Raw genomic sequence first — 26,885 nt, 5'->3', positions numbered from 1 at the left:
AGTTGAGGATGACATGTTTAAGACATAGCTTGTATATAAGTTAATCTTCGTTTTGGCAGGGCTACTCCTTGGGGATCTGCGATATAGATGAACGAAGGCTAAACCTTCAGATTCTGTGATAATGCCTTCGTGACCGCTACGTTACACTACGCTTTCGCACAAAAAACATCGTGTTGCCCCAAGCGGAATCGGACGCCTTGTTCTGAAGCGTCAGCTATAAAGCACCTAGCCAGAACGGAAATCAACACTACGTTATGAAAATAGCCCATTACTAGGGGAGTGTTATTATGTGGATAATGCATTAATAACCATGTACAGGCATAAAATTAATTTTCTTGTTATAATAAGGGAAAAGTAGGAAAGAGCGTGAGATTATAATGAGGAAATGGCCCAGTATTATTCCGAATAGTCCAATGCTCAGTATATATTTATGGATTATTTTCTGTTTCCTACCGTTTTTCTTCATTTTTAGGAAATCATCTTATATAGAAATATCAGTAGGTATTACATTTTTAATGCTATATTTTATTTTCTATCGATTTTCCATGAATTCGAAAAATGGTCTTGTTTATATGTGGATTAGCTTTGAAATGGTCATTAATATCGTTATGACTATATTATATGGCTATGTGTATTTATCGATTTTCACAGCATTTTTTATTGGAAATATTCGTAAACCTGTTGGTTTCTATATTATGTATGGACTACATATTGGCTTTACGGTTATCTCTACAGGTGTTGGCTTTTTCGTTGAGCTACACTTATTTTTATCACAACTACCATTTGTTGTTTTAACGATTCTAGCGGTTGTGCTACTTCCACTAACGATTTATGCAAAAAATAAACGCGAAAATTTAGAGGGGCAGCTTGAGACTGCTAATGAACGAATAGCTGAGTTAATTGTTTTTGAGGAACGCCAACGTATTGCACGGGATTTACATGATACGCTCGGCCAAAAGTTATCGATGATAGGCTTAAAAAGTGACTTAGCTTCAAGATTAATTGAACGTGATCCACAGCAAGCTTTAATAGAGATTAAGGATATTCGTCAAACGGCAAGTATCGCATTAAAAGAGGTACGTGAATTAGTAACGGATATGCGAACAGCTAGATTTGAGGATGAGCTTATGCGTATTTCTCAAATATTAAAGGCTGCTGAAATGGAATTTGTATTTGAAGGTGATAAAGATAATTTACAAGTTCAACCACTTGTGGAAAATGTATTATCCATGTGCTTAAAAGAGGCAGTGAATAATGTCGTTAAGCATAGTGGTGCTACAAAATGTGAAATTGCCTTCCATCAAAATTTTAAGGAAGTATATTTAGTTGTTCGTGATAACGGGCAAGGAATCACTAAAAAGCAAGCTTGGAAAACGGGTAACGGTTTAAAGGGAATGCGAGAACGGTTAGAGTTTATAAACGGTTCTTTTAAAATCGAAAGTGAAGAAGGCACTACATTAACCGTGTCGATTCCAGTGGCGATTACGCATCAGAAGGTCAAAGAAAATCTGAAGAACATATAGAAAAGAGGATTGCGACATGATACGAATTGTAATTGCTGAAGATCAGGGTATGCTATTAGGCGCACTGCGTTCATTACTTAGTATGGAGGATGATATGGAGGTCGTTGGATTAGCAAAAAATGGTGAAGAAGCACTGGCGCTTGTTGAAGAGCATCGGCCTGATATTTGTATTATGGATATTGAAATGCCCGTGAAAACGGGATTGGATGCTGCAGAGGAACTGCATAGCACAGGTTCTGATTGTAAAGTGATTATATTAACGACATTTGCAAGGCCAGGTTATTTTGAACGTGCAAGGAAATCCAGCGTTCGTGGCTATTTACTAAAGGATAGTCCGATAGAAGAATTGGTCAGTGCCATTCGTACAATTATGGACGGCAAAAGAATATATGCGCCAGAACTCGTTGATTTTGTCTATGAGGATGATAGTGAAAATCCTTTAACTGACCGAGAGAGCCAAGTACTGACACTTGTTGCAGAGGGAAAGACGACAAAAGAAATTGCCGCAGAATTATTTTTATCGGCAGGGACTGTCCGTAACTACATTTCCACTATTTTAGAAAAATTAAATGTTGGGAACCGTATAGAAGCTATTGCCCGTTTTAAGGAAAAAGGGTGGAATAAGTAAGAATACACTTAGACCTAAGATAAAATTAAAAAAATAGACAAAAGGCATTGAATAATTTTAAATTCAGTGCCTTTTGTCATTATAAAAGAATAATTGGTATTGTATATTTTGACTACTAATGATAATATTTAGTAAATGTAAAACGTTTTAATGGGAAGGATGGAAATGATTATGAAAAAAATCACAAAAATTACTTCAATAGCTTTTTTAGCAACAACATTTGTCGTGACAAGCGCAAACCCTTCAGCCGTTTTTGCTGCAAGCAACAATATAGTTGAGACAGAGTCATCTATTCCATTAGAAAGTAGTATGGATAAAGCTGTTCAGGCAGCATTAGTTGGACCTGAAATCAAAAAACTAGATGTACTAGGTCATGAATTTAATATAAAACCTGTTTCTATTTCGAAAAAGGATCATTTAACAGTTGTAAATGGGCAAATCTCTCATCATTTAAGCTGGCGTCCAGATGATCAGTTATACTACCGCATTGAAAAAGAAAATGGAGAAGTAAAACAAGTGGAGATCAAAATTGATCGAGGCGGATGGACAAGTTTATCTGCTCCATTTATTGCTACATTAGCGGAAAAAAATGATATCCCGATTACACTAGAAATGATCCAAGAGCTTGGGCAAAAATTAGGTAGTTTTATTGATGGTAAATGGGAGTATGCAGCAGAAGCCATTGTTTCAACCATTGCTTTACATGTTGAATAATATAAAACTTTAATCAGTGGGGCTTTTTCACCCTCACTGATTATTTTTATTACACGCCTTTAAAATTGAGTGAGGGAAAAGCGGTTTAGTGTTGGTCTGTGGGAAGTACGTTCTTGAAAGACTAAAGCCAGAAGCGTATTCAATTATGCTTCTGGCTTCTTTATGTGGGACCTTATTTTTTACGTTTTGTTAAACGTCCAAGAACGAATGCACCTGCTGCTACAGCAAGCACTGTATTCGTTTTTTTCGTAAATACTTGTTTAGTAACAAGATTAAGATTTTGAGGACGCTCCGCTAAACGGCGCATAAAGTAGCCGTACCAATCTTCGCCGAATGGTACATATACACAGAAGTTATAGCCTTCTTTAGCAAGCTCTTTTTGCATATCTGTACGGAAGCCGTAAAGCATTTGGAATTCGAATTTATCAAGTGGAATATTATTGTCAGCTACAAAACGTTTTACGTGTGCAATAACATTATGGTCATGTGTTGCGATAGACGTAAATTTACCGTTTAGTAAATGATATTCGATTAACTCGATGAAATTTAAATCAATATCTAATTTATCTTGGAAAGCAACTTCTGCAGGCTCTTTATAAGCGCCTTTTACGATACGAAGGCGATAGTCATTGAATTTTTCGATATCGTCCTTAGCGCGGTAAAAGTAAGATTGGATAACAGTACCTACATTATTAAACGTTTTGGATAGCTCTTCGACCATATCAAAGGATGTTTGTAAACGACCGTAGTCTTCCATGTCAAAGTTAACGAATATATCATATGCTGCTGCTTTTTCTACAATTTCATATAAATTATCGTAGCAAAAATCAACATCAATATCTAAACCTAATTGAGATGGCTTTAACGAAATATGTGCATCAACGCCATTTTCATGAATAGCCTCAATTACAGCAAGGATTTGTTCTTTAGCTTTTGTTGCTTCTTCTTCAGTTGAAACAAATTCCCCTAAATTATCTACTGTGCAAGAGATTTTATGTGCGTTAAGCTCTTTGATGCTCGCAATCGTTTCTTCAATATTTGTACCAGCTACTACACTTTGTGCTCCTAATTTTAGTCCGTATTTTTTTGCAGCACTATTTAATAGTTGGTTTTCAGATAAATGGATGAAAAAATCGCGTAATAACATGGTCATTCTCCTCACTGCATTTCTTTTTTTTCTATATTATAGCACAATTTAGAAAATAAATATTGTTTTTACTATAACAATTATTTTACTTCAAGTAGTTGCATGCGCTCATTAAAAAGTGCAGGATAGCTTAAAAAACCTATCATTATGCTTGATAATGTCGCTGCTGTTAGTAGGGCGAAAATGATTAATAGTTGGAATTGCACCGCTTGAATAGGGTCTGCTCCGCCAATTATTTGGCCACTCATCATACCTGGTAATTGAACTAGACCAATTGTTTTTTGGCTTTCAATTGTAGGAATCATACTGGCTTTTATCGCATTCATTAGCTGTCGATGAATTGCCTGTTTTGGTGTGCCGCCTAACGACAAAATTAACTCAATTTCGTTCTGATGACTAGCAATTTCTGATGTAAAACGATTTAAAAATAAAACCGATAATACCATTGAATTACCAATCATCATGCCGCTAATTGGAATAATATACTGCGCTGTTGCAGGTACAATATTAAAACCTAGCAATACGCCTTGCGTAACAAATTCTACTACGATAAGAGTTAGTGCTATTTTCCATGTAATACCTGTAATACCTTTTCCTTTTTTACGAGCATTTAGTGTTGCTACTATAACCATTAAAGTAACCATAAGGAAAATATAAATATAGCTTTGAGCATCAAAGACAAACTTTAAAATGTAACCTACGGCAAGTAGTTGAACAATAGAACGAATAGTAGCGATGAGTGTATCTTTTTCAAGTCCTAGCTTTAAGGTTTTTGACAGTAGAAGGGGAATTAAAACAAAAATTAACGTTAAGGAAAGCGAAGTATACGTCATACATTCACCCCCTGTACAAATTCAGCGACCCGTGGATTTTTAGGTGCGTTAAGTAAGGAACTTTCTCCTGTTTCAATTAGTTCTCCGTCCATCATAACCCAAGTATAGTGTCCGATTGTCAACGCTTGCTGTAAATTATGAGTGATCCAAATGATTGTGACATTAAACTTTTTATGGATTGTAGCAATAAGTGTCTCAATTTCTTGCACGGATTGACGGTCTAGTGCAGATGTGATTTCATCTAGCAATAAAATGGAGGACTGATTAATAAGTGTTCTTGCAATAGAGACTTTTTGTCGTTGTCCACCTGATAATTTATTTGTAGGGCGTTGTAAAAAGCTTTGATCGAGTCCAACGTCCTGTAAATATTGGATAGCTTCTTGCTCTGTAAGCTTTTCTCCTTGTAACGAACGAGGGAGTGCAAGATTGTCAAATACGGTTCCTTCTATCATTGGGGCTGCTTGAAGAGCCATACTCACATACCTTCTTAATGCGGTTGGCTCGTAAGTAGAAATGGCTTGATTATCAATTAATATTTGACCATCAGTAGGAGATGATAATCCATTGCACAATTTAAGTAGAGTTGTTTTGCCAGCACCGGAAGGGCCGACTAATGTAGTGATTTTTCCTTTTGGGAATGAACCAGTAATCGATTTTATTATCATCTTGTCATTCGATGAAAAGGTGACCTGTTGAAAGTGAATGGCAGGCTCATATGAAGTATTCATAAAGTTAAAACTCCTTTATACTAATAGGTAAAATAACTGTAGCATGAAACAAAGGGATTCTAAAGTTATTTACGACAGTGGATACTAATTAAGTTAAGGGGGTTAGAGAATGGATGTATTGTATGTAGATACATTAACATATGCACAAGGTAATATGTATATCGTTGCTTCAGATGAAGGGCTTGTATATATAGGAACTCCGAATGCATCATTTGAAGAGGTAGAAGTTTGGGCAAAAAAGCCATTTAAAGGCTATCGCTTTGAAGAGAATAAAGAAAAATTACAGCCATATGCTAAGCAATTAACGGCTTATTTTAATAAAGAGCTCATTGAATTTGATGTGCCAGTACATGTCAAGGGGACACCATTTCAACTAGCGGTTTGGGATGCTTTGAAGGAGCTACCATATGGTACAACGACAACGTACTCAGATATTGCACACCGTATCGGAAATCCGAAGGCAGTAAGAGCTGTAGGCAGTGCAATTGGTGCCAACCCAATATTAGCCATTATTCCTTGTCATCGTGTCATTGGAAAAGATGGCAAGCTAACAGGTTTTCGTAGTGGACTAGCTATGAAAGAATTTTTATTGGAGCTAGAGAGAGCCTAAAACAAGAATCTGCATAATCTTCAGTTGGCCGAAGAGATTGCAGATTCTTGTTTTTTGTATTTAAGAAGATGAAGTTCATTAAATACTATACATGTTCTTCTTGGACATTGTTTTTTGCTTTACCGAAATGAGTTAAACGATGAGCAAATGTTTCTCCACGCACGGCAGAGCCTTTGAAAATATCCTGAAACTCATAAGCAGGAGCACCGTGTTCAATGACATCTAGGCCAGTGACTTCTTCTTCGGCAGAAACTCGTAATGGCACAAATGCTTTTATAATAAGTAAACCAGCTGCTACTGAAACGCTAACCCAAGCGAGAGTAGCGAAAATCCCAATGGCTTGCACTCCTAATTGGCCGAAACCTCCTCCATAAAATAATCCCTGACCACTAATATCAAACAAGCCAACTGCTAGAGTACCCCAAATACCACAGATACCATGGACAGCGATGGCACCGACAGGATCATCGACTTTTAACTTCCATTCAATGAAGCGGACGCTCTCGACTAATAATGGAGCCGCAATTAATCCGATAATGAGTGAACCAAAAATACTAACATTAGCTGCACCAGCGGTAATACTCACAAGTCCTGCTAAAGCACCGTTTAATGTGAGTGAGCCATCGATGTGACCATATCGAAATTTCGTATAAAAGGCTGTAGCCACAACTCCTGCAGCAGCAGCGAAAAATGTAGTTGCTATTACGCTCGGAACAAGTTTAGGATCAGCAGCTAATGTGGAGGCACCATTGAAGCCAAACCAACCAAACCAAAGTAAAAATACGCCTAAAGCTCCTAATGGAATACTATGTCCTGTAATAATGTTAACACGACCATTTTCATATTTACCGAGACGTGGACCGACCATTACCGCAGCTACAAATGCCGCCACTGCACCTGTTAAATGGACAACGGTAGATCCAGCGAAGTCGATAAAACCGAGATTTGTTAACCATCCATGATCACTCCAAACCCAGTGACCAACAACAGGATAAACAAGTGACGACATGATAATAATGACACCTATATAAGCAAAAATATTAGTACGTTCTGCTACTGCTCCAGATAAAATCGTTGCTCCAGTTGCTGCAAACATCGTTTGGAAAATAAAGAAGGAAAGATTATCTACACCGTTTAAGGCAAAGCCACTTGTACCGAAGATACCACCCACTGAATCACCAAACATAATAGCGTAACCACAGAGAAAATAGACAATGCCACCAAGCGATATCGTTAGGAAGTTTTTCATAATAATATTGACTGCGTTTTTTGAGCGTGTAAAGCCCGCTTCAACCATCGCAAATCCTGCATGCATAAAGAATACTAAAATTGTACCGAGCATCATCCAAACTAAATTTATAGATAATGTTATTTCATCCATATATATCGCCCCCTTATTCTACTGCAATTGATCCGACTTCTTTTGTACGGATGCGAATTGCTTGTTCTATTGGATAAATGAAGATTTTACCATCCCCGACCTTACCGGTTGCTGCCTTTCGTAATAAAACGTCAACAATGGGATCTACTTTTTCATCATCAACAATCATTTCTAATTTCAACTTTGGCAAAAACTCAATTTCGTAAGTATTTCCACGAAATAATCCTGTACGCCCTAATTGACGACCGCAACCAGCAATTTCTGAAACACTGAGCCCTGCAATTCCTTCCTGTGCAAGTTCGTCCCTGACCGCGCCGAAAACTTCGGGACGGATAATTGCTTCAATTTTTTTCATCAATATCAGCTCCTTGAATAAATTTAATTTACATGTTAAGGCGCTATGAAGAATGGCGCAATAATTATTTGAATATTCATGTTATATTTTGTTACATGTGATATTTCGGTTTTCGTAATAGTTTGCTGAGAATGTTTTTAAAAGGGGAATGAAAGCGGTATTAAAAAATGTGTCTAAAATGTGGACGTTTCTAAATTTTCTGATTATTAATGTGAGGAAACCTAACATTAAAGTTGGAGAATGTAATACGCAAGAATTTGGGTATATAGTGTATACTAGGACTAATTATCAAAGCGGAAGAAGGGGTTTCTTGTGAGATCAAACTATGCAGATGATAGCTTAGCGCTACACACTGACTTGTACCAAATCAATATGGCCGAATCGTATTGGGCTGATGGTATACATAATAGAAAAGCGGTTTTCGAACTATATTTTAGAAAATTACCTTTTGGCAATGGTTATGCAATTTTTGCGGGATTAGAGAGAATTCTTGAATATTTACGTGATTTTCGTTTCACGGATTCGGACATAACGTATTTGCGTGAAGAAGTTGGTTATAAAGAGGATTTTATCGAGTATTTAAAAAATATTCGCTTTACAGGGGATATGTATTCTATGGTGGAAGGAGAAACTGTTTTCGCTAATGAACCAATTATTCGCATTGAAGCACCTTTAGTGGAAGCGCAACTAATTGAAACTGCACTACTTAACATTGTGAATTACCAAACCTTAATTGCAACAAAGGCTAGCCGTATTAAACAAATTATAAAAAATGAAGTAGCGATGGAGTTCGGTACACGACGCGCTCAGGAGATGGACGCAGCGATTTGGGGAACGCGTGCGGCGTTTATTGGTGGCTTTGCTTCAACTAGTAATGTGCGAGCAGGTAAACTCTTTAATATTCCAGTATCGGGTACACATGCACATGCACTTGTACAAGCCTATAAAAATGATTATGATGCATTTCATTCCTATGCAAAACGTCATCGTGATTGCGTATTCCTTGTAGATACTTACAATACGTTAAAATCGGGTGTGCCAACAGCGATCCAAGTGGCTAAAGAACTTGGAGACAAAATTAATTTTATTGGCATTCGATTAGACAGTGGGGATATAGCTTTCTTGTCAAAAGAAGCACGTCGCATGTTAGATGAGGCAGGATTCCAAAACGCTAAAATTATCGTATCAAATGACTTAGATGAATATACGATCTTAAACTTAAAGGCTCAAGGTGCAAAAGTTGATGTGTGGGGAATTGGTACAAAGCTCATTACTGCCTATGACCAACCAGCTCTAGGCGCTGTGTATAAAATGGTTGCTATTGAAAATAACGATGGGCAATTAGAAGATACGATTAAAATTTCTGCGAATGCTGAAAAGGTAACGACGCCAGGTCTTAAACACGTATATCGCATTATTGATCGAAAGAATGGCAAGGCAGAGGGAGATTACATCACTATGCAAGATGAAAATCCTCAATCAGAGGAAAGAATTAAAATGTTCCACCCTGTTCATACATTCGTATCAAAATTTGTAACGAACTTTGAAGCTAAGAATTTACATCATCATGTAATTAACAATGGTGTAATACATTATCAAAATCCTACTTTGGAAGAGATGCGCGATTATGCAGCTAATAATTTAGAGTTGTTATGGGATGAATATAAACGCGCCATGAATCCTGAGGAATACCCAGTCGATTTAAGCCAAAAATGCTGGAATAATAAAATGCGTAATATTGAAGAAGTAAGTGAAATGGTCAATCGATTGTAAAGTGTAAGGAGTGAAGGACAAAATGACATTACAGCAAGAAATCATTAAGGAATTACGTGTGTTACCAACTATTGATGCGCAGGAAGAGATTCGCAAATCCATTAATTTTTTAAAGGACTATGCGCGTCGCTATAGCTTTGTAAAGGGATTTGTCCTTGGGATATCAGGTGGTCAAGATTCCACGTTAACTGGAAAATTAACGCAGCTTGCAGTCGATGAATTAAATGCCGAGGTGGGAGAAGCGAAGTACTCATTTTGGGCTGTTCGTTTACCATATGGTGTGCAAGCGGATGAAAAGGATTGTCAGGATGCGCTTGACTATATTAAACCTACGAAGACTTATACGGTCAACATTAAAGATGCAGTCGATGCAAGTGTTAGAACATTAACGAATGCGGGTATTGAACTAAGCGATTTCGCTAAAGGGAACGAAAAGGCACGTGAGCGAATGAAGGTGCAGTATTCTATTGCTGCTATGAATAATGCTGTTGTGTTAGGTACCGATCATGCTGCGGAGGCCATTACAGGATTTTACACAAAATTTGGGGATGGTGGTGCGGATTTAATGCCAATCTTCCGTCTCAACAAGCGTCAGGGTAAGCAGTTACTAGCGGCGCTTGATTGCCCACAGCACTTATATTTAAAGGTACCAACTGCGGATTTAGAGGAAGATCGTCCTTCATTACCAGATGAAGTAGCTCTTGGTTTAACGTATGACCAAATTGATGATTATTTGGAGGGGAAGGAAATCCCTGAGGATGCTCGTAAAACATTGGAAGGGCATTATTTACGTTCACAACACAAACGTCATATGCCAATTACTATATTTGATGATTTCTGGAAGTAATTTATAGCTATCAACATAGCGTGGGGTTGATTTTTCATTTCTGACTAGGCGGCTTTCCTGGATGAGCCGAAAACTATTTGGGAAAAGAGCTATAAGAAAAAGTGTTAACACTTTTTCTTATAGCTCTTTTCACTTTTTTTAAGCAATTTGGTTCTGTATTATAAAGTTCAAGCATATAATGTCGATATAAATACCTACAAAGTTGATAAAAAGTAAAGGAGGGTAATTATATATGAGGACTTCTAGAGTAAGTTCGACGACTAGTAGTATATTTCGTAACGAACAACAGTATTTACATGCTGGGGATTTAAGTCATAATTTCGGACAAAATCCGAAGAAACAGTTTAAAAACAGTTTGCTAAAGAATAAAGATAAAAGGCATTTAAGTAACACTAGCCAAATCCAGCAGCAACGTCCCAATAAAATAGCGGCTAGTTTTGTGGACAATGCTTACGATTTACAAATACGCAATGAATTAAATGAAACTGCCGTTAAGCTAAGTCTTGTCAGCAAGCAAAAGAAGCTTCTCAATAGTTACCGCTCTTCTATATAACATCATAAACTCAAACTCTCTACATCATTCAGGATGTAGAGAGTTTTTTATGTTGAAAACCCAAATGGGGCCTTGAATTGTTCTAGGCTACTCACTTTTCTGTAGACCAAGAAATCATTTGTTTCTGTCGCTATGCTTTTGCACAGATACATTGCGACCTTGAAGCGAGCTTTGCGAGTGAAGTGGCTCATCGGGCACGCCCGGCTGGAACGGAAATCAACCCCTTGCGTTGCCGACAAGTGTTATAAAAAAATAGGAAGTATATATTTTTTATTCAAACTATTTGAAGTCAAGATGTTCAATGAATATTCAAGGTAATTTTTCCAATACTTCACAGCAATTTTTAACTTATTTCACAACTTACCTGTAAAGTATGTAATAGAAACAGAAAAAAGAAATATTGGGGGAAGCAATTGTGAAAAAAATATGGTTACCTGCACTTGCAACATTACTTTTACTTACGGCATGTGGTACAGAAAAAGATCAAGTTAAGAAAGAAGAGTCTAAGCAAGAAGACGCTACAACAAGTGAAGCAGAAGCAAAGGATAAAACTACACAAGTCGCCTCTTTAGTGGATCCACGTTTACAAGAACCAAAAGAAGGTACAATGTGTGAAATGTGTAATATGAAAGTGTATTTGAAGGACGAAGATATGGGGGAATTCTCTACTCAAGCAATAAAAGAGGATGGAACAATCGCCTTTTATGATGACATAGGCTGTTTAGTAAATGCCGAGGTTGCAAATAATGAAAAGAACGAAAAATTTGTACGTGATTATATCACGAAAGATTGGGTAAAGGTTGATGATGCAACGATCGTCAAAACGGACCTAAAATCTCCGATGAATTGGGGATATATTTATTTCAAAGATAAAGCGGATGCAGACAAATTTATCGCTGACAATCCAACTGCACATGTAGAGGAATTACAAAAAATTAAAGATGATGCGTTAGAGCGTCGTAACAAGAAAATGAAAGAAAAAGCTGAAAAAGAAGCAAAAGGTGAATCTGATTCTATGCATATGGAAGAAAAGAATCACGATGGTCAAAGTCATTAATCGAATGGACTAGGGGGAAATCCTCTAGTCTTTTCGTGCTGAACTGGGAGGTACGGATTGGTGAAAAAAATAGGTTTTGCCTTATTATTTTTTCTATTTATGAGTCAGACAGTGCACGCTGACTTTAATGTACAGGAGGCCATTAATATAGCAAAGCCTGGGGAAGTCGTTCATATTCCTGCTGGTCGTTACCAAGGTAATTTTATTGTAACAAAACCGATAACGCTACAAGGTGAAGAGGGAACGGAACTTATCGGTGAAAGAGACAATCCCTCACTCCGAATTGAAAACACTACTAATGTCACTGTGGAAAATATAAAGTTATCAGGGAAAAATAAAGCGATCGTAGCTAATGCTGTAGATGGACTGGAGCTACGAAAGTTACAAATTAAAGATGTTCATACAGGTATCCATATACAACGCTCCAAAAATATACGTATACAAAATATCAATGTGACTGGTAGTGAAGGTCATTATTCCAAAAAAGGTAATGGGGTGGCTGTTTTTAAGAGTGAGGACATCACTATCGAAGGCAATACTGTTGAGCAAGTGCAGGATGGAATATATGTAGAAGAGGTCAAGCATATTGTTGTTCAACATAATAAGGTAACGAGTAGTCGTTACGGTACACACTTTATGTATACAACTGATGCTGAAGCACTTTTCAACACATATGCTCAGAATGTAACTGGCCTTATGATTATGATGACGACAGACATATTCCTGGAAAATAATATAGTAGCTAATCATTTTGATTTTAATGGCTACGGTATGCTGCTGTATGATGTGCAACAGGCCGAAATTAAACATAACACGATTAAAAATAACCGAACTGGTGTAGCAATGCAGAAAAGTTCAACTATCCAAATAGAAACAAATGATTTTCAGATGAACCAAACAGCCATTGAAGGTACTAAGGTAAGTGACGACACAACGGCTAGTAGTAATAACTTTACAGGTAACATTTTAACGGCTCGCTCTGATAAGCAAGGCTTCCAACTAGTAAGTAATTATTATGATGATTACTCAGGGATTGATTTAAAAGACAATGGTATCGGTGATATTCCATATGTGGCTGTGTCGAGCTTTGGTCAATGGATGGTACGCCAGCCTGTTTACCAATATTTCGTGGCATCTCCGAGCGTCATTTTATTGACATCACTGGATCAGCAAATTAATAAAACTGAAAAGAATATGCTTGTTGATAATACGCCCAAATTGGCGACGAAGCATGTGAACGAGAAGACTAAGATAAATGTGGTGCAAATGTTAGTAGGATTATTCTTGACATTAAGTAGTTTATGGCTATGGAAAAGAGGAATAACAGAATGAAAAAATGGATGATGATTGTAATGCTATGTTGTGGTGTTTTGATGGGCTGTAGTGAAAAAACATATGAGCCTCGTGAAATAGTTAGTGAAACCGATGTTTGTAAAATTTGCAATATGAGTATCGTGCACAATGCATATGCTGGTCAGATTGCATTGAAAAATGGTGATTATGAAATTTTTGATGACATTGGCTGTCTAATGGAATATATAGAAGCAAATGGGGAAGGTGAGATTGGAGCGGCCTTTATTAAAGATGCAGCAAAAAATGAATGGATTGATGTTTTTAACGCTGTTTATGTATACAACAAGGATTATTGGACTCCGATGAATTATGGGGTAGTTGCGCTCGATTCAAAGGAAGCAGCGCAGGAGTGGATGACTAAAGAGGGAGAAGGTCAGCTGCTTGCTTATAAGGATTTACACGATTTTAAATGGGGGATCCATAAGTGATGTACAGTATGCTTATTAAACTAGAATTAAAGCAAATGCTCAGAAGTCGTTGGATGCAACTTGTAGGCATACTTTTCACATTCGTTTTTACAGCTATCATTGTCATACAGCAAATGGCATTGCCGGATGTAGAGGGTTTTACAAGACAGACTGCTTCGTTTTTAAATGTATTGTTGTTTTTATTGCCTCTGTTTATTTTAACGATCGGTAGTATGAGCATCGCTGGTGATGTGGAATCAGGCTGGTTTTTGTTATTAAAGACATATCCGATGACACGTCTGCAATATATTGCCGGAAAGTATATTGCCTCTGTGCTTGCCTTTTTATTAGTCATTGTCGTGGCGTTTGGCGTAATTTTAGCGCTTGGTGGATTTCTTGGCGGAGTGCGTTTGCCATTTATTTTCATTATTCTAACTTTGCTATGTATCTTTATTTTTGTGTCATTGGCTATTGCTGTGGGGGCATTTGCAAAAACAAGATTATTTGCACTGTCGTTATCACTTGTATTTTGGTCCGTTTTTTTATTGCTAATTTCTTACGCTTTAATGGCTATTGGAACGATCGTGGCGGGGCATATTCTGCAAAAACTGACGATTATAGCGATACATATTAATCCTGTGGAGTGGCTGCGCTTTGGTTACTTTATATTTACAGATCAGGCTAGTGTGCTTGGACCGGCATTTTATCAAGTAACGCAGTTTTATTCGTCACCACTAGGTTACGTAGTATACGTAGCTGTGACATTGCTTTGGATAGTATGTCCATTAGTATACACTAGCTTACTTTTATCTTCTTTCAGTGAAAGAAGGTAAAGCCTCCGGTGTTAAGGGATGTTAGCCTAAAATCATCGTATCCATGCGATAACGATAACTGGCCTGCATCATGCTGTTGCTGTCGGCTGCGCTTTGGGCACAGACAAAACTAGTTGCTGCTTTCGCGCAAAAAAACATTTTGCAGGCGTAATCACAAAGCCGTTTCAAAACGCAATTATGTCGAGGCATAATTGATAGAAAGGGGAGAGAAGATGATGCTTTTAGAAACAAAGAAGTTATCGAATATTTATGATAATAATAGAGGTCTTCATGAAGCCTCCTTTTCCTTACAGGCGGGGCGTATTTTAGCGCTTGTAGGAGGAAATGGTGCTGGAAAGAGTACTTTAATTCGCCTGCTAACTGGGCAAGAAAAACAAAAATCAGGAGAAATAATATGGCATAAACCACAGGCTATTCGATATATGCCTGACGATGTGGACTTTCCGTCTATGTTAACAGCTGCAGAAATTTTGCAACTACTTGCCTCTTTAAAGAAAATTGGTAAAAAGGAACAGGAAGATGTACTGAGACGTGTAGCTTTATGGGATGTTCGAAAGCAAAAAGTGAAGCATTTCTCAAAGGGGATGCGTCAACGGCTTAATCTCGCTCAAAGTTTACTTGGTGACGGTTCTTTGCTTATTTTAGATGAGCCTACGAATGGTCTTGATCCTTTTTGGATTGCGGAGCTGAAAAAAATGATGCTCGAGGAAAAAGCAAAGGGCTGTACTGTAATTTTTTCTACGCATTTGCTTGCTTTTGCGGAGGAAATAGCGGACGATGTGTTAGTTTTACATGAAGGAAATATACTTATTTCTGGCGAATTAAAGGAAATATTTTTACAAGAAAATTCATCTTCGTTAGAGAATTTATGGTTAAAAAAATTAAATCTGTAACATTTTGATAGGTAATAACGTTATACTAAAAGATAGGTTTGTTTGAATTGTATTCAGACAAGCCTTCTTTTTCATGCTAAAGTAATATTCTTTTTCTCGCTACATGCTCGAGCTATAGGGATGAAGTAATAGATGAGTGTTTCATACTAATTGTGTTACTAAACATATTTCGTTATTCTTAAAGGAGTTGTCATGCAATTCGAATAATTGCTGAAAATGATAGAGGAGGTTTTTGATTTATGAATTCACAAATACAAGATGTATTAGAAAATATAGAAAAAGTAATGATAGGCAAAAGAGAGGTTGCAGAGCTCAGCATCGTAGCTTTGCTGGCAAGAGGGCATGTCTTGCTTGAGGACGTACCAGGTGTTGGTAAAACGATGATGGTGCGAGCGCTGGCAAAATCCTTTGACGCACAGTTTAAAAGGATTCAATTTACACCTGATTTATTACCGTCTGATGTTGTAGGGGTATCTATTTATAATCCAAAAACGTTGGAATTTGAGTTTCGACCTGGTCCGATTATGGGAGATGTCATTTTAGCTGATGAAATTAACCGTACGTCTCCTAAAACACAATCTGCTTTACTTGAGGGGATGGAGGAAGCCTCTGTCACGATTGATGGTAAAACCTTAACAATCAATCAACCATTTTTCGTTATGGCCACTCAAAATCCAATTGAGCATGAAGGAACATATCCGTTACCAGAAGCACAGCTAGATCGTTTCTTACTAAAAATAAAAATGGGCTATCCTTCAAGAGGACAAGAAGTGGAAATTCTCCGTCGTGCTGAACATGGTAAACCAATTGAAAAAATTGAAGCAGTGCTAACAGTTGCGCAATTAAACGAATTGCAGGAGCTTGTGCAGGGTGTGTATGTTGAAGATTCGGTCAAAAACTATATGGTCGAGCTAGCGACTCAAACAAGGGAAAATAGCTATGTATATTTAGGCGTAAGTCCTCGCGCAACGATTGCTTTAATGAAAGCTTCACAAGCTTATGCATTTATTAAAGGGCGTAGCTATGTTACGCCTGATGATGTTCAATATTTAGTACCATTTGTTTTTAGCCATCGTTTAGTATTAAAACCAGATGCTCGTTACGATAACGTTACGGCAGAGGAAATTATTGAGCGAATTATTGCGAAAACACCTGTGCCGACAAAGAGGTTTGCAGAGCAATGAAGAAATGGAAAGCTTTAATTGAGAAAAGTAAACATTTCTTATTAGTATCTTTGTTAATGATCATAACGTTTTGTTATGCCATGTTCCAAGGTGGATTTGTCAGCTGGTTTGTGTTTTTTACAGTTAGTCCGTTTTTGTTATATGCATTTATTTTCTTACTGGTGAAAGAAGATATTTTACTAGTGGAACGCAAAATTGAGCCCTCCCATGTAGAGAGTGGACAATCTGCTAAGGTTACAATTACGGTGGAACGAAAAACACGCTTTCCGTTTGCTTATATGATGATGGAGGAACTTGTGAACAGTGAAGCCCTTGTTCAATCAAGGGTGCAAGGAACGAATAGCATTAAGTTCGTTGGCTTCAGGAAAAAATTTAGCTGGGATTACGTGTTGGAAAATATGTCCCGTGGCGAGCATCGTTACTTAGGTGTTACGATTGTATTCTGTGATTTTTTTGGCTGGGCAAAAAAGCGAGTTACGGCAGAAAAGGAACAAGTCATTTTAGTTTACCCTAGAGTACGCGAGATGAGATATGCCGCGCTTCAAACAAAATTTGATGTTGGTACAATGATGTCACCTTATTCAATTGTTAAGGATACATCCATGGCTGTTGGCTTACGTGAGTATGTGCCAGGTGACCGTTTTTCGTGGATTCACTGGAAATCATTTGCGAAAACACAAACATTACAATCTAAAGAATTTGAAGATCGTCAATCGCAGGAGTTAATGTTAATACTCCATGCTGGAAAATCTCCGTTATTTGAAGAAAAAATTGAGCTTGTAGCTTCGATGCTACAAACAATTGTCGGAGAACGTGGAGATATATCATTTGTTTCAGCTGGTTCGAACACGAAGGCATTTCCGATTATCCAAGGTAATAAGCAGCTAGATCAAGTAATGCATCATTTAGCTGCTATAAAACCTGCTGAAACGGTCAAATTTCAATTACGAGATCAGCAAGTGTTTAAGCATATTGCAACATTACTGTATGTTACGAGTGAAGTATCGGATGAATTACTTCATTCTCTAGCCAATATGGTGAAAAGCTGTATTTGTTTTGTAGTAGCGGAGCAACCACCTATGCAAACAGAATTGGCGAAGCGTTATAGACAAATTCATGTTGTACACGTAAATCCAACAGATTATTACAATCTGTTCACGGAGGTGATGAAGCCGTGAAAAAATCACTAGGAAATTTTATAGAATTAGCAATAGCATACGTAATAATTTTTCTAATTTTGCGTGAATGGCTTATTCCTGTCATGCAGCTGACGAATACAGGTTTGGTTCATTTGTTTTTAGTGTTTATCGGTCTAGCATTGATACTCAGCTTATTTCAAGTACATCCGATATTGTCGGGCTTAGTGAAATTAGGTTATATTACTTGGTTTATAGTGTTTGTTTATAGTGAAAGTCCCTTTTTTTCAGGACAGACAATACCATTTTTAATACATGAGTGGAAATGGAATATGACGACCATTCTTTCGGGCGATGTTGGACAAGTTTCGGATTCATTTAGAACGGTGCTATTCCTTGCGCTTATTTGGATGTTAATATACCTAATTCATCATTGGATAACTGTGCGGAAAAATATATTCTATTTCTTCGCGTTAACTGTATTCTTTATTGCCACACTAGATACGTTTAGTGACTATGATGGAAAGGTAGCGATTGTTAAAGTACTTGTACTTGGATTAATAATGACTGGTTTGCTGTTTGTTAAAAGCTTATGGCTTCAAACAGATGCACCGAGCAATGTAATAGGAAAGTGGAAACTGGTTATTCCGATGATCGTTTCGGTAATGCTCATTAGTTCAGTGGCATTCTTTTTACCTAAGACAGGACCGACCTGGGCTGATCCAGTGCCTTTTATTAAAGGTGTTGCAGGGCAAGGGGACGGTGGAACAGGTGCAAAAACAGTTGGTTACAGCGAGGATGATAGCCGATTAGGAGGACCGTTTCAAGGTGATAATACACTAATTTTTACGGCAACTTCTCGTGATCGCCATTATTGGCGTATAGATACAAAGGACACTTATACTTCGAAGGGCTGGATTCTTTCGAAGGGGAACTTTGGCAAAAATGTTTACCAAACAAATACCCCTATCCAAACTTCGTTACAAGTTGGATCTCTAGAAAAAGAACGTCAAATTCAAATAGACATTGCTACTCCAATGCCATTTTTATTGCAAACGTATGGTATGATATCTGTTTCTGCCCAAGATTCACCGCTGTTTATTCAGGATGAACACACTGAAAAAATAGCAATAGAACAACAGAATGGTGAATCGAAATTATTGTCTAACTATACGATTTCTTATAGTGAGCCAGAATATAGCATGAAGCAGCTTCAAATGTCTAAAACAGCTACGTTAGCAACATTAGATCCTTCCTTTAATCGTTTCTTACAATTGCCAAATACACTTCCGCCACGTGTAGTGAATTTAGCGAAAGAAATCACACACGATAAGGCTTCCGTATATGATCAAATAAAAGCAATTGAAAGTTATTTTTCATCTCAAGGCTTTAGATACGATAAAAAAGAAGTAGCAATTCCTGCTGAGGGACAAGATTATGTGGATCAGTTTTTATTTGATACTAAAGTTGGCTACTGTGATAATTTCTCAACATCAATGGTGGTCCTCTTACGTTCGGCGGGGATACCCGCACGTTGGGTAAAAGGCTTCGCACCGGGCAAGCCTGGTCGAATAACAGATGGTTTACAGGAGTATCAAGTTACAAATGATAATGCACACTCATGGGTCGAAGCATATGTACCTGGAACAGGCTGGATGGAGTTTGAACCGACAATTGGATTTTCTAGAAATATGAATATCAATTATGATATGGAACAAGACACTCCTCAGGAGGAGCAAGTACTGCAGCCAGAAAAAAAACAAGAACAACCAAAGAAGCAAGAGCAAGAGCCGAAGAAAGAAACATCTAGCTCAACGTCATTTAGTTTTGATTCTGTTTGGACATGGATGAAAAAGCTTACTTATGTATGGATTGCTCTAGGCATTTTGATGGTCATCGCTAGCATTGCTTTGTTTATGCAACGTAAAACGTGGATACCTAAAATGCAAGTACGAGCATTTCGTAAAAAAGAAGCGGACTGGACAAATTTTGATGCTTCCTATCATGTTTTAATGAAGCAATTATCTCGTATTGGGTTACGCCGAAAAGATGGCGAAACATTACGTGCATTTGCTATAAGAGTAGATGAGTCGCTTGAGACAGAAGAGATGCAAAAACTAACTGCTGTATATGAACAGCATATTTATGGTAAAGATAAACAAGAGGTTGATTTCATGGAACTGAAAGAAAGTTGGGAAAATTTAATCAATCGCACTATCAGTTGATTTTGATGGGTACAAAGAGTAAAATGAAAAAAATTATATATGATGAGGATTGCTTTCATATAAGTTCGATAATAAGGTTCGGATGTTTCTACGAAATCACCGTAAATGATTTCTCTATGAAGGTGAATGTTTTGGTTAGGTGAGAAGGTTAGTAATTAGTAAATCACTTTTCTTTGCTACGCATTCGCCTTTATAAATTTAGAGCTTATGAACGCGTAGGAAGTTTTTACTTCCATACGCGTTTTTCTTTGAACATATGAAAAGTCCTTTAAAAATAGTAGAAGAGGTGGATATATTGTCAGCAAGCCCTTTATTAGAGCAAGAAAAAATCGTCGTTCTTGATTTCGGTAGCCAATTTAACCAATTGATTACACGTCGTATCCGTGAATTTGGCGTTTTCAGTGAGTTACATCCTCATACGATTACAGCTGAAGAAATTAAAGGTATGAACGCAACAGGTATTATTTTTTCAGGTGGTCCAAACTCAGTTTATGACGAAAATGCCTTCCATGTAGACCCAGCTATTTTCGAATTAGGCTTACCAATCTTAGGTATTTGCTATGGTATGCAATTAATGGCGCATACGCAAGGTGGTAAAGTTGAAGGTGCTGAAACACGAGAATATGGTAAAGCAGAAATTAAAGTAACAGCTTCAAACAAGTTATTCGGTAACTTACCAACTGAGCAAATCGTTTGGATGAGCCATGGTGACCATGTAACAGAAGTACCTGCTGGTTTTGAAGTAATCGCAACAAGTGCTGCTTGCCCAATCTCTGCAATGGCAAATGTAGAACGTAAACTATATGCAGTACAATTCCACCCAGAAGTACGTCACTCTGTATACGGTAACGACTTATTACGTCAGTTCGTATTCGACATTTGTGGAGCAAAAGGCGATTGGTCAATGGCAAACTTCATTGAGCTTGAAATCGCAAAAATCCGCGAAATAGTAGGCGACAAAAAAGTATTATGTGCACTTTCTGGTGGTGTAGACTCTTCAGTTGTTGCTGTTCTAATTCATAAAGCAATTGGCGACCAACTAACTTGTATGTTCGTTGACCACAACTTAAACCGTAAAGGTGAAGTTGAGCAAGTTATGAAAACATTCACAGAAGACTTCGACATGAATGTTATTAAAATTGATGCACGTCAACGTTTCATGGATAAACTTGCGGGCGTTTCTGATCCAGAACAAAAACGTAAAATTATCGGTAACGAATTTATTTACGTATTCGATGAAGAAGCGGCGAAACTTGAAGGAATGGACTTCCTAGCACAAGGTACGCTTTACACAGATATCATTGAATCTGGAACATCTACTGCACAAACTATTAAATCTCACCATAACGTTGGTGGTCTTCCAGAAGACATGCAATTCCAATTAATTGAGCCACTTAACACATTATTTAAAGACGAAGTGCGCGCACTAGGATTAGAGCTTGGCCTTGACGAAAAAATCGTTTGGCGTCAACCATTCCCAGGTCCAGGTCTAGGAATCCGTGTACTTGGTGAAGTAACAGAAGAAAAACTAGAAATCGTACGCGAATCTGATTTCATCCTACGTGAAGAAATCGCAAAAGCTGGTCTTGATCGCGACATCTGGCAATACTTCACGGTATTACCTGACATCCGTTCAGTTGGCGTAATGGGCGATGCACGTACGTATGACTATGCAATCGGTATCCGTGCGGTAACTTCTATCGATGGTATGACTTCTGACTGGGCACGCATTCCTTGGGATGTACTAGAGAAAATCTCTGTCCGCCTAGTAAACGAAGTAAAACACGTTAACCGCGTGCTGTACGATATTACATCTAAGCCACCTGCAACGATTGAGTGGGAATAATCCCCTCGTTTGATTTTGAATAAAAAGCTAGTCTGATTTTTTTCAGACTAGCTTTTTATTTCTTTTTTCAGCATTAAAAATTAGAAAAGTACACCAATTTCTACGATTAACGAGATAAAAATAACATTTAAATGGAAGAAAATCACACTTATCAAAATAGCTATACAAATAAATATTGAACTATAACGATAATTTTTTGATTGATAAAAGAATGAATATGGTAACAAATGTGCACCGTAAATAATTGCATAAACAGGTAAGACCCACATAGGTGCTTTAAGTAATAAAAGAATACAAATAATTAAATATAAAATTTGATTGTTTGTTGCAATCAATAATCCATTAATCAATGGATTTTCTTTATAAAATAAATCAACATTTAATAGTTTGGCACAAAGAATTGACACAGGAAACAGCAATGCACCACAAGATAAAATACCAATATTTTTTATCATTAAATCTAAAGGCAGCAACGCGATTACTGTGATAACTCCCCAAATAAATATTGAGGCCATTATAAAAGGAAGCCCCTTCTTTTGTTTCTGAGCAATATCGTTTAATAGTACTTGTAAGCTAGTATTGAGGTTCATTTCAGTCTCCTTAATTTTCAAGCGATCTATTCAAACTATCCGCTATTTTTTTATTTTCATATTTAGAGAAAAAATAAAATCCGATGATATGACCAATCAACGTTATCACTAAAATTAGCAATAAATAAGGTTTAATAATTGCAAATGCTTTCAGTGAAAAAAGATATACACTTCCTATGCCACAGAAAAAATTCGAAAAGGTACTAATAGTAATTTTAGATGTTACTTTTAATGTTGAATAGTTCCATAAATATGGATAAGTTATACCAAAAACAATTCCCATCAGAACACTAATACCAATTAAATTCCAAATGTAAAGAAAGTTGACTGTTTCTTCGTGAAGATTAAAAATAGTAATTAAGAAAACAATCCACATCAACCCCAAAAATGAAACGTATAAAAAGCTGTTTTTTAAGTCTTTTATCATATTAATTTCTCCTTAATAGATTTTGCATAATGTCTACTGACAATATACTTATTTTGCTGTTTTGTAATAACTTCCAATCTAGCGTGACTTCCCGAAGCAAATGAGTGTATTTGATGCAAATTCAAAATCATTGAATTATTGATTCTAACCAATCCGAATGATTCCAAGTAAGATAATTCTTTTAAAATCTTATTCAGCAATAGTTCTGTACCATTTATTAAAAAGATTTTGGTGAAATGACCAGATGCTTCAATTGCCTCGATGTTATTAAGTTCAATCATAACCTGGCGATTTGTTTTGAAATCTGTTGCGCTTAATGTTATAGATTGAAAAAATTGCTGTTCAATTGTCGATAGCAATTCTTTATTCGATGGATTACTGATAATCTCAATTTCAGAAGATGATTGATTGTTTTTCCATATGTAGTTGAATTTCATGTGGATCTCCTTTCTGTTTTAATCGTAGCAACACTTCTCGGAACTTACGATGATTTTTCGTTTTGTTGCAAAATAAATAGGTTTTGTTACAACGTTGATTCAGTAAATTTAAAGCTACAGTTTTTACACCATCCATTTTTCTATAGCGAAAGCGAAGCGACAGGTACAGAAGTCTGCTACCTTTATAGCTGGTAAAAATAAATACATATTTAAGTTACTTTTCTGCAGATGAAGAAGTTAAACAGATTGTATATTTTTAAGGAATAAGGAGTTGAGAAAGTAGAGGATGTTAAGCCGCAATAAATTTTGAAATTCTTTATTTTAAGGATAATACTTTCGAAACATTAGGTATAGTAAACTAATAAATATAAATAGGACTCTATGTCGTTGTTTAGTTTAGGAGGGACGGAATGGAAAAAAATAAAGCGATGATTCACACACTTGCTATTGGTATGCCGAAAGAATTGCATTATAGTAATGGGCGCTCGATGATTACAGGGATTGAAAAACGAAAAGTACAAGAAGTATATTTGTCTGCTCGTGGATTTGAGGGGGACGATGTAGCAGATAAAAAACATCATGGTGGTCCCGACCGTGCCGTTTGTTTATATCCTGCGGAGCATTACATACAATGGGAACAGGAACTTGGTAAACCGTTGCCGACAGCAGCATTCGGTGAAAACTTAACAGTAACGAATATGTTGGAAGCGGATATTTGTATTGGTGATATTTATAAAATAGGTAATGCTGTCATTCAAGTTACCCAAGGACGTGTACCTTGTAGTACGATTGATAAATATGCTGAGGCGAGCATTTTACTTAAACGTTTAATTGAAACAGGTTATACGGGCTTCCTTGCTCGTGTACTGGAAGAAGGGACAATCTGTGCAGATTCAAAAATCGAATTAGTAGAAAAGCACCCTGAAGGTATCTCAGTTTTACATTGCAACGAAGTGTATTTTAAAAACAAAGACGCACTTGCGATGAAACGTATACAAGTAGTTGATGCATTAGCAGAAGATTGGAAACAAAAATTAGAAAAAAGAATTCAGCTCTTGCAAAGTAAAGTGATGAACTAAACATATGTTGCTCAAGGAAGCTCTGTTAAAATCCTCAAGAATTCGAATGAGTTCAAGGGGATTTTTTATTTTATAACTATCGATAAAACGTTCAGCCTTGACCTATTTATGCAACGATTTCTTAAAACGTGAACATTAAATAAGGATTTTACACGAACTTTCGTGTGTATTTCATAAAAAATGTTCGGAAATAGGGTTGAAATCTGAAAAGTGAAATGATATATTGATTGTAAATTAAATATGTCGTCGTATAATGTCGGGGATAAGGCCCGTGAGTTTCTACCAAGTTACCGTAAATAACTTGACTACGATTTTAGTTATATATACCAATGTATAGACACTAATTGATTTCACGCTAGTAATGGTGAAATGTATCGTAGACATGCGACTAGTAGAGTAGTCAGCGTGTCTTTTTTGTTTTCGATATTGAAGACGACCATACGGAGGATTTCTTTAAAATGAAAAAGTATTTCATGTTCGATGAATTAGGAACTAATTATCGCCGCGAAATAATAGGTGGTATTACAACATTCCTTGCTATGGCTTACATTTTAGCTGTTAACCCTGGTATGTTAGAAAATGCAGGAATGGATAAAGGAGCTGTATTCGTAGCTACAGCATTAGCAGCTGCAGTCGGTTCTCTGATTATGGGTATTTTCGCTAAATTCCCAATTTCACTTGCTCCTGGTATGGGCTTAAACGCATTCTTTGCGTTCACTGTAGTTGGAGCGTACGGTATTCCATGGCAAACTGGCTTAACGGGTGTTTTCTTCTCAGGTGTTATCTTTATCATTCTTTCGTTAACAGGTATTCGTGAAACAGTCATTAATGCAATTCCAGTACAACTTAAATATGCGGTTTCAGCAGGTATTGGTTTATTTATAACATTTGTTGGCTTACAAGGAGCAGGCATTATAACAGATAGCCCAGCTACATTGGTAACTTTAGGAACATTCACTGGTCCTACTTTACTTGCAGTATTCGGGATTGTTCTGTCAATTATTCTTATTATCAAACTACGTAGTATTGGTATTTTCTTAGGGATGGTTATAACAGCAGTTGTTGGTATGATTACAGGTGTCATTACACCTCCTACAGCAGTTGTTTCAGCAATTCCAAGTGTAGATTCTACGTTTATGGTAGCTTTAAAACCAATTTTCAATGACTTTGATTCATTATTAAACGTTAAATTTTTAGTAGTTGTCTTAACATTCTTGTTTGTAGATTTCTTTGATACAGCAGGTACTTTAATGGCAGTTGCGACACAGGCAGGATTAGTAAAAGATAATAAATTACCACGTGCAAGCCGTGCATTGATGGCTGATGCTCTTGCAACAACAATTGGTTCTTTATTTGGTACATCAACAACTACTGCGTATGTAGAATCAACTTCTGGTGTAGCAGCAGGTGCTCGTTCAGGTTTCTCTGCTGTAGTAACTGCAATACTATTCCTAGTAGCATTATTCTTCTCACCATTACTAGCTGTAGTAACTCCAGCAGTAACAGCGCCAGCTCTAGTTATTGTAGGTGTTCTGATGGTATCTTCATTACGTTTAATTGATTGGGATAAATTCGAAATCGCCGTACCTGCTTTCTTTACAGTAATCATGATGCCTCTTGGTTACTCAATCGCTACTGGTATTGCAATAGGCTTTGTCTTTTATCCAATAACAATGCTTTTAGCGGGTCGTAAAAAAGAAATTCATCCTATGATGTACGGATTGTTCTTTGTCTTCCTTGCATACTTTATATGGGTACGCTAAATATAAAGATAAACAGCACCTCAATTGTTGACTAACAATTGTAGGTGCTTTTCTTATTGAAGAATTAAAAACTATAAAACTATCTACTGTTTATAATGTAACTATAGAATGTATAACATTCATGTGTAGTTGAATTCTATATTATAGAAGAAACTCCCTTTAACTCCATTCAGTTGTAGAGGAAGTCAGTCGTTGTCACGTCCTATTGTAAAGACTGAGAGACCGACCAACATCATGTTTGCCTAAAGACTTCGATCAATGTCGGACGCAATTATGCTAAGGTATAATTGATTTATTTGGAATAGTTTTACTTTAAAAAATCACTTGCAAACTTAATATTAAGGTGATATATTTATAAACGTTGTTACGAAACAACAACAACTTAAAAAAACTACTAACATAAATGATTGACATAGAGTCAACACTATGTTAAAGTATAGTAAGTCACTTAAATGCGACGAACTAATGAACCTTGAAAACTGAACAAGCAAAACGTAATCAATAAAGTTTTTACTAGCTAACCTTGAGTTAGTGAACGAAACAAAATTTTGGACATCAAACAT

General features: G+C 36.8%; 26 protein-coding genes and 2 riboswitches. Of the genes, 18 read left to right on the top strand and 8 right to left on the bottom strand.

The genetic code is table 11. The features are described 5' to 3' along the window. Positions 1-377: 377 nt before the first annotated feature. The 3 genes from PVA17_RS13325 to PVA17_RS13315 all read left to right on the top strand — a co-directional run bounded on the left by PVA17_RS13325 (position 378) and on the right by PVA17_RS13315 (position 2,865). Complete coding sequence (locus PVA17_RS13325; protein ID WP_483308022.1) at positions 378-1,523, top strand: sensor histidine kinase; 1,146 nt, start codon at positions 378-380, stop codon at positions 1,521-1,523. Between the two features lie 16 nt (positions 1,524-1,539). After that, a complete protein-coding gene (locus PVA17_RS13320; RefSeq protein WP_132364182.1) occupies positions 1,540-2,151 on the top strand; it encodes a response regulator transcription factor in 612 nt (203 codons plus the stop codon). Positions 2,152-2,322: 171 nt separating this feature from the next. Continuing rightward, entirely contained in the window at positions 2,323-2,865 is a 543-nt protein-coding gene (locus tag PVA17_RS13315) for a methyltransferase (RefSeq protein WP_274067958.1), read from the top strand. 172 nt (positions 2,866-3,037) lie between these two features. Here PVA17_RS13315 and PVA17_RS13310 read toward each other — a convergent pair whose 3' ends face one another. The 3 genes from PVA17_RS13310 to PVA17_RS13300 all read right to left on the bottom strand — a co-directional run bounded on the left by PVA17_RS13310 (position 3,038) and on the right by PVA17_RS13300 (position 5,573). Further along, positions 3,038-4,012, bottom strand: coding sequence for a proline dehydrogenase family protein (locus tag PVA17_RS13310; protein ID WP_132364178.1), 975 nt, complete (start codon positions 4,010-4,012; stop codon positions 3,038-3,040). An 80-nt stretch (positions 4,013-4,092) separates the two neighbouring features. Next, positions 4,093-4,845: an ABC transporter permease gene (locus tag PVA17_RS13305; protein WP_132364175.1), complete on the bottom strand. Its 753-nt coding sequence runs from the start codon at positions 4,843-4,845 to the stop codon at positions 4,093-4,095. Next, complete coding sequence (locus PVA17_RS13300; protein ID WP_132364173.1) at positions 4,842-5,573, bottom strand: ABC transporter ATP-binding protein; 732 nt, start codon at positions 5,571-5,573, stop codon at positions 4,842-4,844. The genes PVA17_RS13305 and PVA17_RS13300 overlap by 4 nt, the downstream gene beginning before the upstream one ends. A gap of 109 nt (positions 5,574-5,682) precedes the next feature. Between PVA17_RS13300 and PVA17_RS13295 the strand changes: the two genes are divergently transcribed. After that, the gene (locus PVA17_RS13295) at positions 5,683-6,183 is read left to right on the top strand and encodes a methylated-DNA--[protein]-cysteine S-methyltransferase (RefSeq protein ID WP_274067957.1); all 501 of its coding nucleotides are present in this window, start codon (positions 5,683-5,685) and stop codon (positions 6,181-6,183) included. An 85-nt stretch (positions 6,184-6,268) separates the two neighbouring features. Here PVA17_RS13295 and PVA17_RS13290 read toward each other — a convergent pair whose 3' ends face one another. Both PVA17_RS13290 and PVA17_RS13285 read right to left on the bottom strand, forming a co-directional pair. Beyond that, complete coding sequence (locus PVA17_RS13290) at positions 6,269-7,564, bottom strand: ammonium transporter (protein ID WP_132364168.1); 1,296 nt, start codon at positions 7,562-7,564, stop codon at positions 6,269-6,271. Between the two features lie 13 nt (positions 7,565-7,577). Continuing rightward, positions 7,578-7,919 (bottom strand): P-II family nitrogen regulator, encoded by a 342-nt coding sequence (locus tag PVA17_RS13285; protein WP_132364165.1) that lies wholly within the window; start codon positions 7,917-7,919, stop codon positions 7,578-7,580. Between the two features lie 312 nt (positions 7,920-8,231). Here PVA17_RS13285 and PVA17_RS13280 point away from each other — a divergent pair, with 312 nt between their 5' ends. The 12 genes from PVA17_RS13280 to guaA all read left to right on the top strand — a co-directional run bounded on the left by PVA17_RS13280 (position 8,232) and on the right by guaA (position 22,026). Further along, positions 8,232-9,692 carry a nicotinate phosphoribosyltransferase gene (locus PVA17_RS13280; RefSeq protein ID WP_274067956.1) on the top strand — a complete coding sequence of 487 codons (1,461 nt, stop codon included), beginning with the start codon at positions 8,232-8,234 and terminating at the stop codon, positions 9,690-9,692. 22 nt (positions 9,693-9,714) lie between these two features. After that, the gene (gene nadE / locus PVA17_RS13275) at positions 9,715-10,539 is read left to right on the top strand and encodes an ammonia-dependent NAD(+) synthetase (protein WP_274067955.1); all 825 of its coding nucleotides are present in this window, start codon (positions 9,715-9,717) and stop codon (positions 10,537-10,539) included. Positions 10,540-10,771: 232 nt separating this feature from the next. Next, positions 10,772-11,092 carry an NAD synthetase gene (locus PVA17_RS13270; RefSeq protein WP_274067954.1) on the top strand — a complete coding sequence of 107 codons (321 nt, stop codon included), beginning with the start codon at positions 10,772-10,774 and terminating at the stop codon, positions 11,090-11,092. Between the two features lie 415 nt (positions 11,093-11,507). After that, the gene (locus tag PVA17_RS13265) at positions 11,508-12,149 is read left to right on the top strand and encodes a nitrous oxide reductase accessory protein NosL (protein WP_132364155.1); all 642 of its coding nucleotides are present in this window, start codon (positions 11,508-11,510) and stop codon (positions 12,147-12,149) included. 60 nt (positions 12,150-12,209) lie between these two features. Then, positions 12,210-13,481 carry a right-handed parallel beta-helix repeat-containing protein gene (locus PVA17_RS13260; RefSeq protein WP_274067953.1) on the top strand — a complete coding sequence of 424 codons (1,272 nt, stop codon included), beginning with the start codon at positions 12,210-12,212 and terminating at the stop codon, positions 13,479-13,481. Continuing rightward, complete coding sequence (locus tag PVA17_RS13255; RefSeq protein WP_132364152.1) at positions 13,478-13,930, top strand: nitrous oxide reductase accessory protein NosL; 453 nt, start codon at positions 13,478-13,480, stop codon at positions 13,928-13,930. The genes PVA17_RS13260 and PVA17_RS13255 overlap by 4 nt, the downstream gene beginning before the upstream one ends. Further along, positions 13,930-14,742 (top strand): ABC transporter permease, encoded by an 813-nt coding sequence (locus PVA17_RS13250; protein ID WP_274067970.1) that lies wholly within the window; start codon positions 13,930-13,932, stop codon positions 14,740-14,742. The genes PVA17_RS13255 and PVA17_RS13250 overlap by 1 nt, the downstream gene beginning before the upstream one ends. Before the next feature lie 212 nt (positions 14,743-14,954). Beyond that, positions 14,955-15,635 carry an ABC transporter ATP-binding protein gene (locus PVA17_RS13245; RefSeq protein WP_274067952.1) on the top strand — a complete coding sequence of 227 codons (681 nt, stop codon included), beginning with the start codon at positions 14,955-14,957 and terminating at the stop codon, positions 15,633-15,635. A gap of 239 nt (positions 15,636-15,874) precedes the next feature. Beyond that, positions 15,875-16,819 carry an AAA family ATPase gene (locus PVA17_RS13240; RefSeq protein WP_132364145.1) on the top strand — a complete coding sequence of 315 codons (945 nt, stop codon included), beginning with the start codon at positions 15,875-15,877 and terminating at the stop codon, positions 16,817-16,819. Beyond that, positions 16,816-17,997 carry a DUF58 domain-containing protein gene (locus PVA17_RS13235; RefSeq protein ID WP_274067951.1) on the top strand — a complete coding sequence of 394 codons (1,182 nt, stop codon included), beginning with the start codon at positions 16,816-16,818 and terminating at the stop codon, positions 17,995-17,997. The genes PVA17_RS13240 and PVA17_RS13235 overlap by 4 nt, the downstream gene beginning before the upstream one ends. Further along, complete coding sequence (locus PVA17_RS13230) at positions 17,994-20,180, top strand: transglutaminase TgpA family protein (protein ID WP_274067950.1); 2,187 nt, start codon at positions 17,994-17,996, stop codon at positions 20,178-20,180. The genes PVA17_RS13235 and PVA17_RS13230 overlap by 4 nt, the downstream gene beginning before the upstream one ends. A 35-nt stretch (positions 20,181-20,215) precedes the next feature. After that, positions 20,216-20,317, top strand: a riboswitch (purine riboswitch). Between the two features lie 158 nt (positions 20,318-20,475). Beyond that, positions 20,476-22,026 (top strand): glutamine-hydrolyzing GMP synthase, encoded by a 1,551-nt coding sequence (guaA, locus tag PVA17_RS13225; protein WP_274067949.1) that lies wholly within the window; start codon positions 20,476-20,478, stop codon positions 22,024-22,026. 80 nt (positions 22,027-22,106) lie between these two features. Here the strand turns inward: guaA and PVA17_RS13220 are convergent, their stop codons facing one another. The 3 genes from PVA17_RS13220 to PVA17_RS13210 are packed head-to-tail and all read right to left on the bottom strand — an operon-like array spanning position 22,107 to position 23,480. Further along, positions 22,107-22,616: a DUF7010 family protein gene (locus tag PVA17_RS13220; RefSeq protein WP_274067948.1), complete on the bottom strand. Its 510-nt coding sequence runs from the start codon at positions 22,614-22,616 to the stop codon at positions 22,107-22,109. Positions 22,617-22,626: 10 nt separating this feature from the next. Beyond that, positions 22,627-23,043: a hypothetical protein gene (locus PVA17_RS13215; protein ID WP_132364135.1), complete on the bottom strand. Its 417-nt coding sequence runs from the start codon at positions 23,041-23,043 to the stop codon at positions 22,627-22,629. Then, on the bottom strand, positions 23,040-23,480 hold the full coding sequence (locus PVA17_RS13210) for a LytTR family DNA-binding domain-containing protein (RefSeq protein WP_132364133.1): 441 nt from the start codon (positions 23,478-23,480) through the stop codon (positions 23,040-23,042). The genes PVA17_RS13215 and PVA17_RS13210 overlap by 4 nt, the downstream gene beginning before the upstream one ends. A 410-nt stretch (positions 23,481-23,890) precedes the next feature. Between PVA17_RS13210 and PVA17_RS13205 the strand changes: the two genes are divergently transcribed. Continuing rightward, a complete protein-coding gene (locus PVA17_RS13205; RefSeq protein ID WP_132364131.1) occupies positions 23,891-24,559 on the top strand; it encodes an MOSC domain-containing protein in 669 nt (222 codons plus the stop codon). Between the two features lie 226 nt (positions 24,560-24,785). Then, positions 24,786-24,887, top strand: a riboswitch (purine riboswitch). Positions 24,888-25,017: 130 nt separating this feature from the next. Beyond that, positions 25,018-26,322 carry an NCS2 family permease gene (locus PVA17_RS13200; protein ID WP_132364129.1) on the top strand — a complete coding sequence of 435 codons (1,305 nt, stop codon included), beginning with the start codon at positions 25,018-25,020 and terminating at the stop codon, positions 26,320-26,322. Positions 26,323-26,885 lie beyond the last annotated feature (563 nt).

Origin of the sequence: Lysinibacillus sp. CNPSo 3705 (assembly GCF_028674935.1) — a bacterium.
In the GTDB taxonomy this organism is placed as follows: domain Bacteria; phylum Bacillota; class Bacilli; order Bacillales_A; family Planococcaceae; genus Lysinibacillus.
Note: the sequence above shows the minus strand (reverse complement) of the source record. Positions and strands in the feature narration are given on the sequence as shown.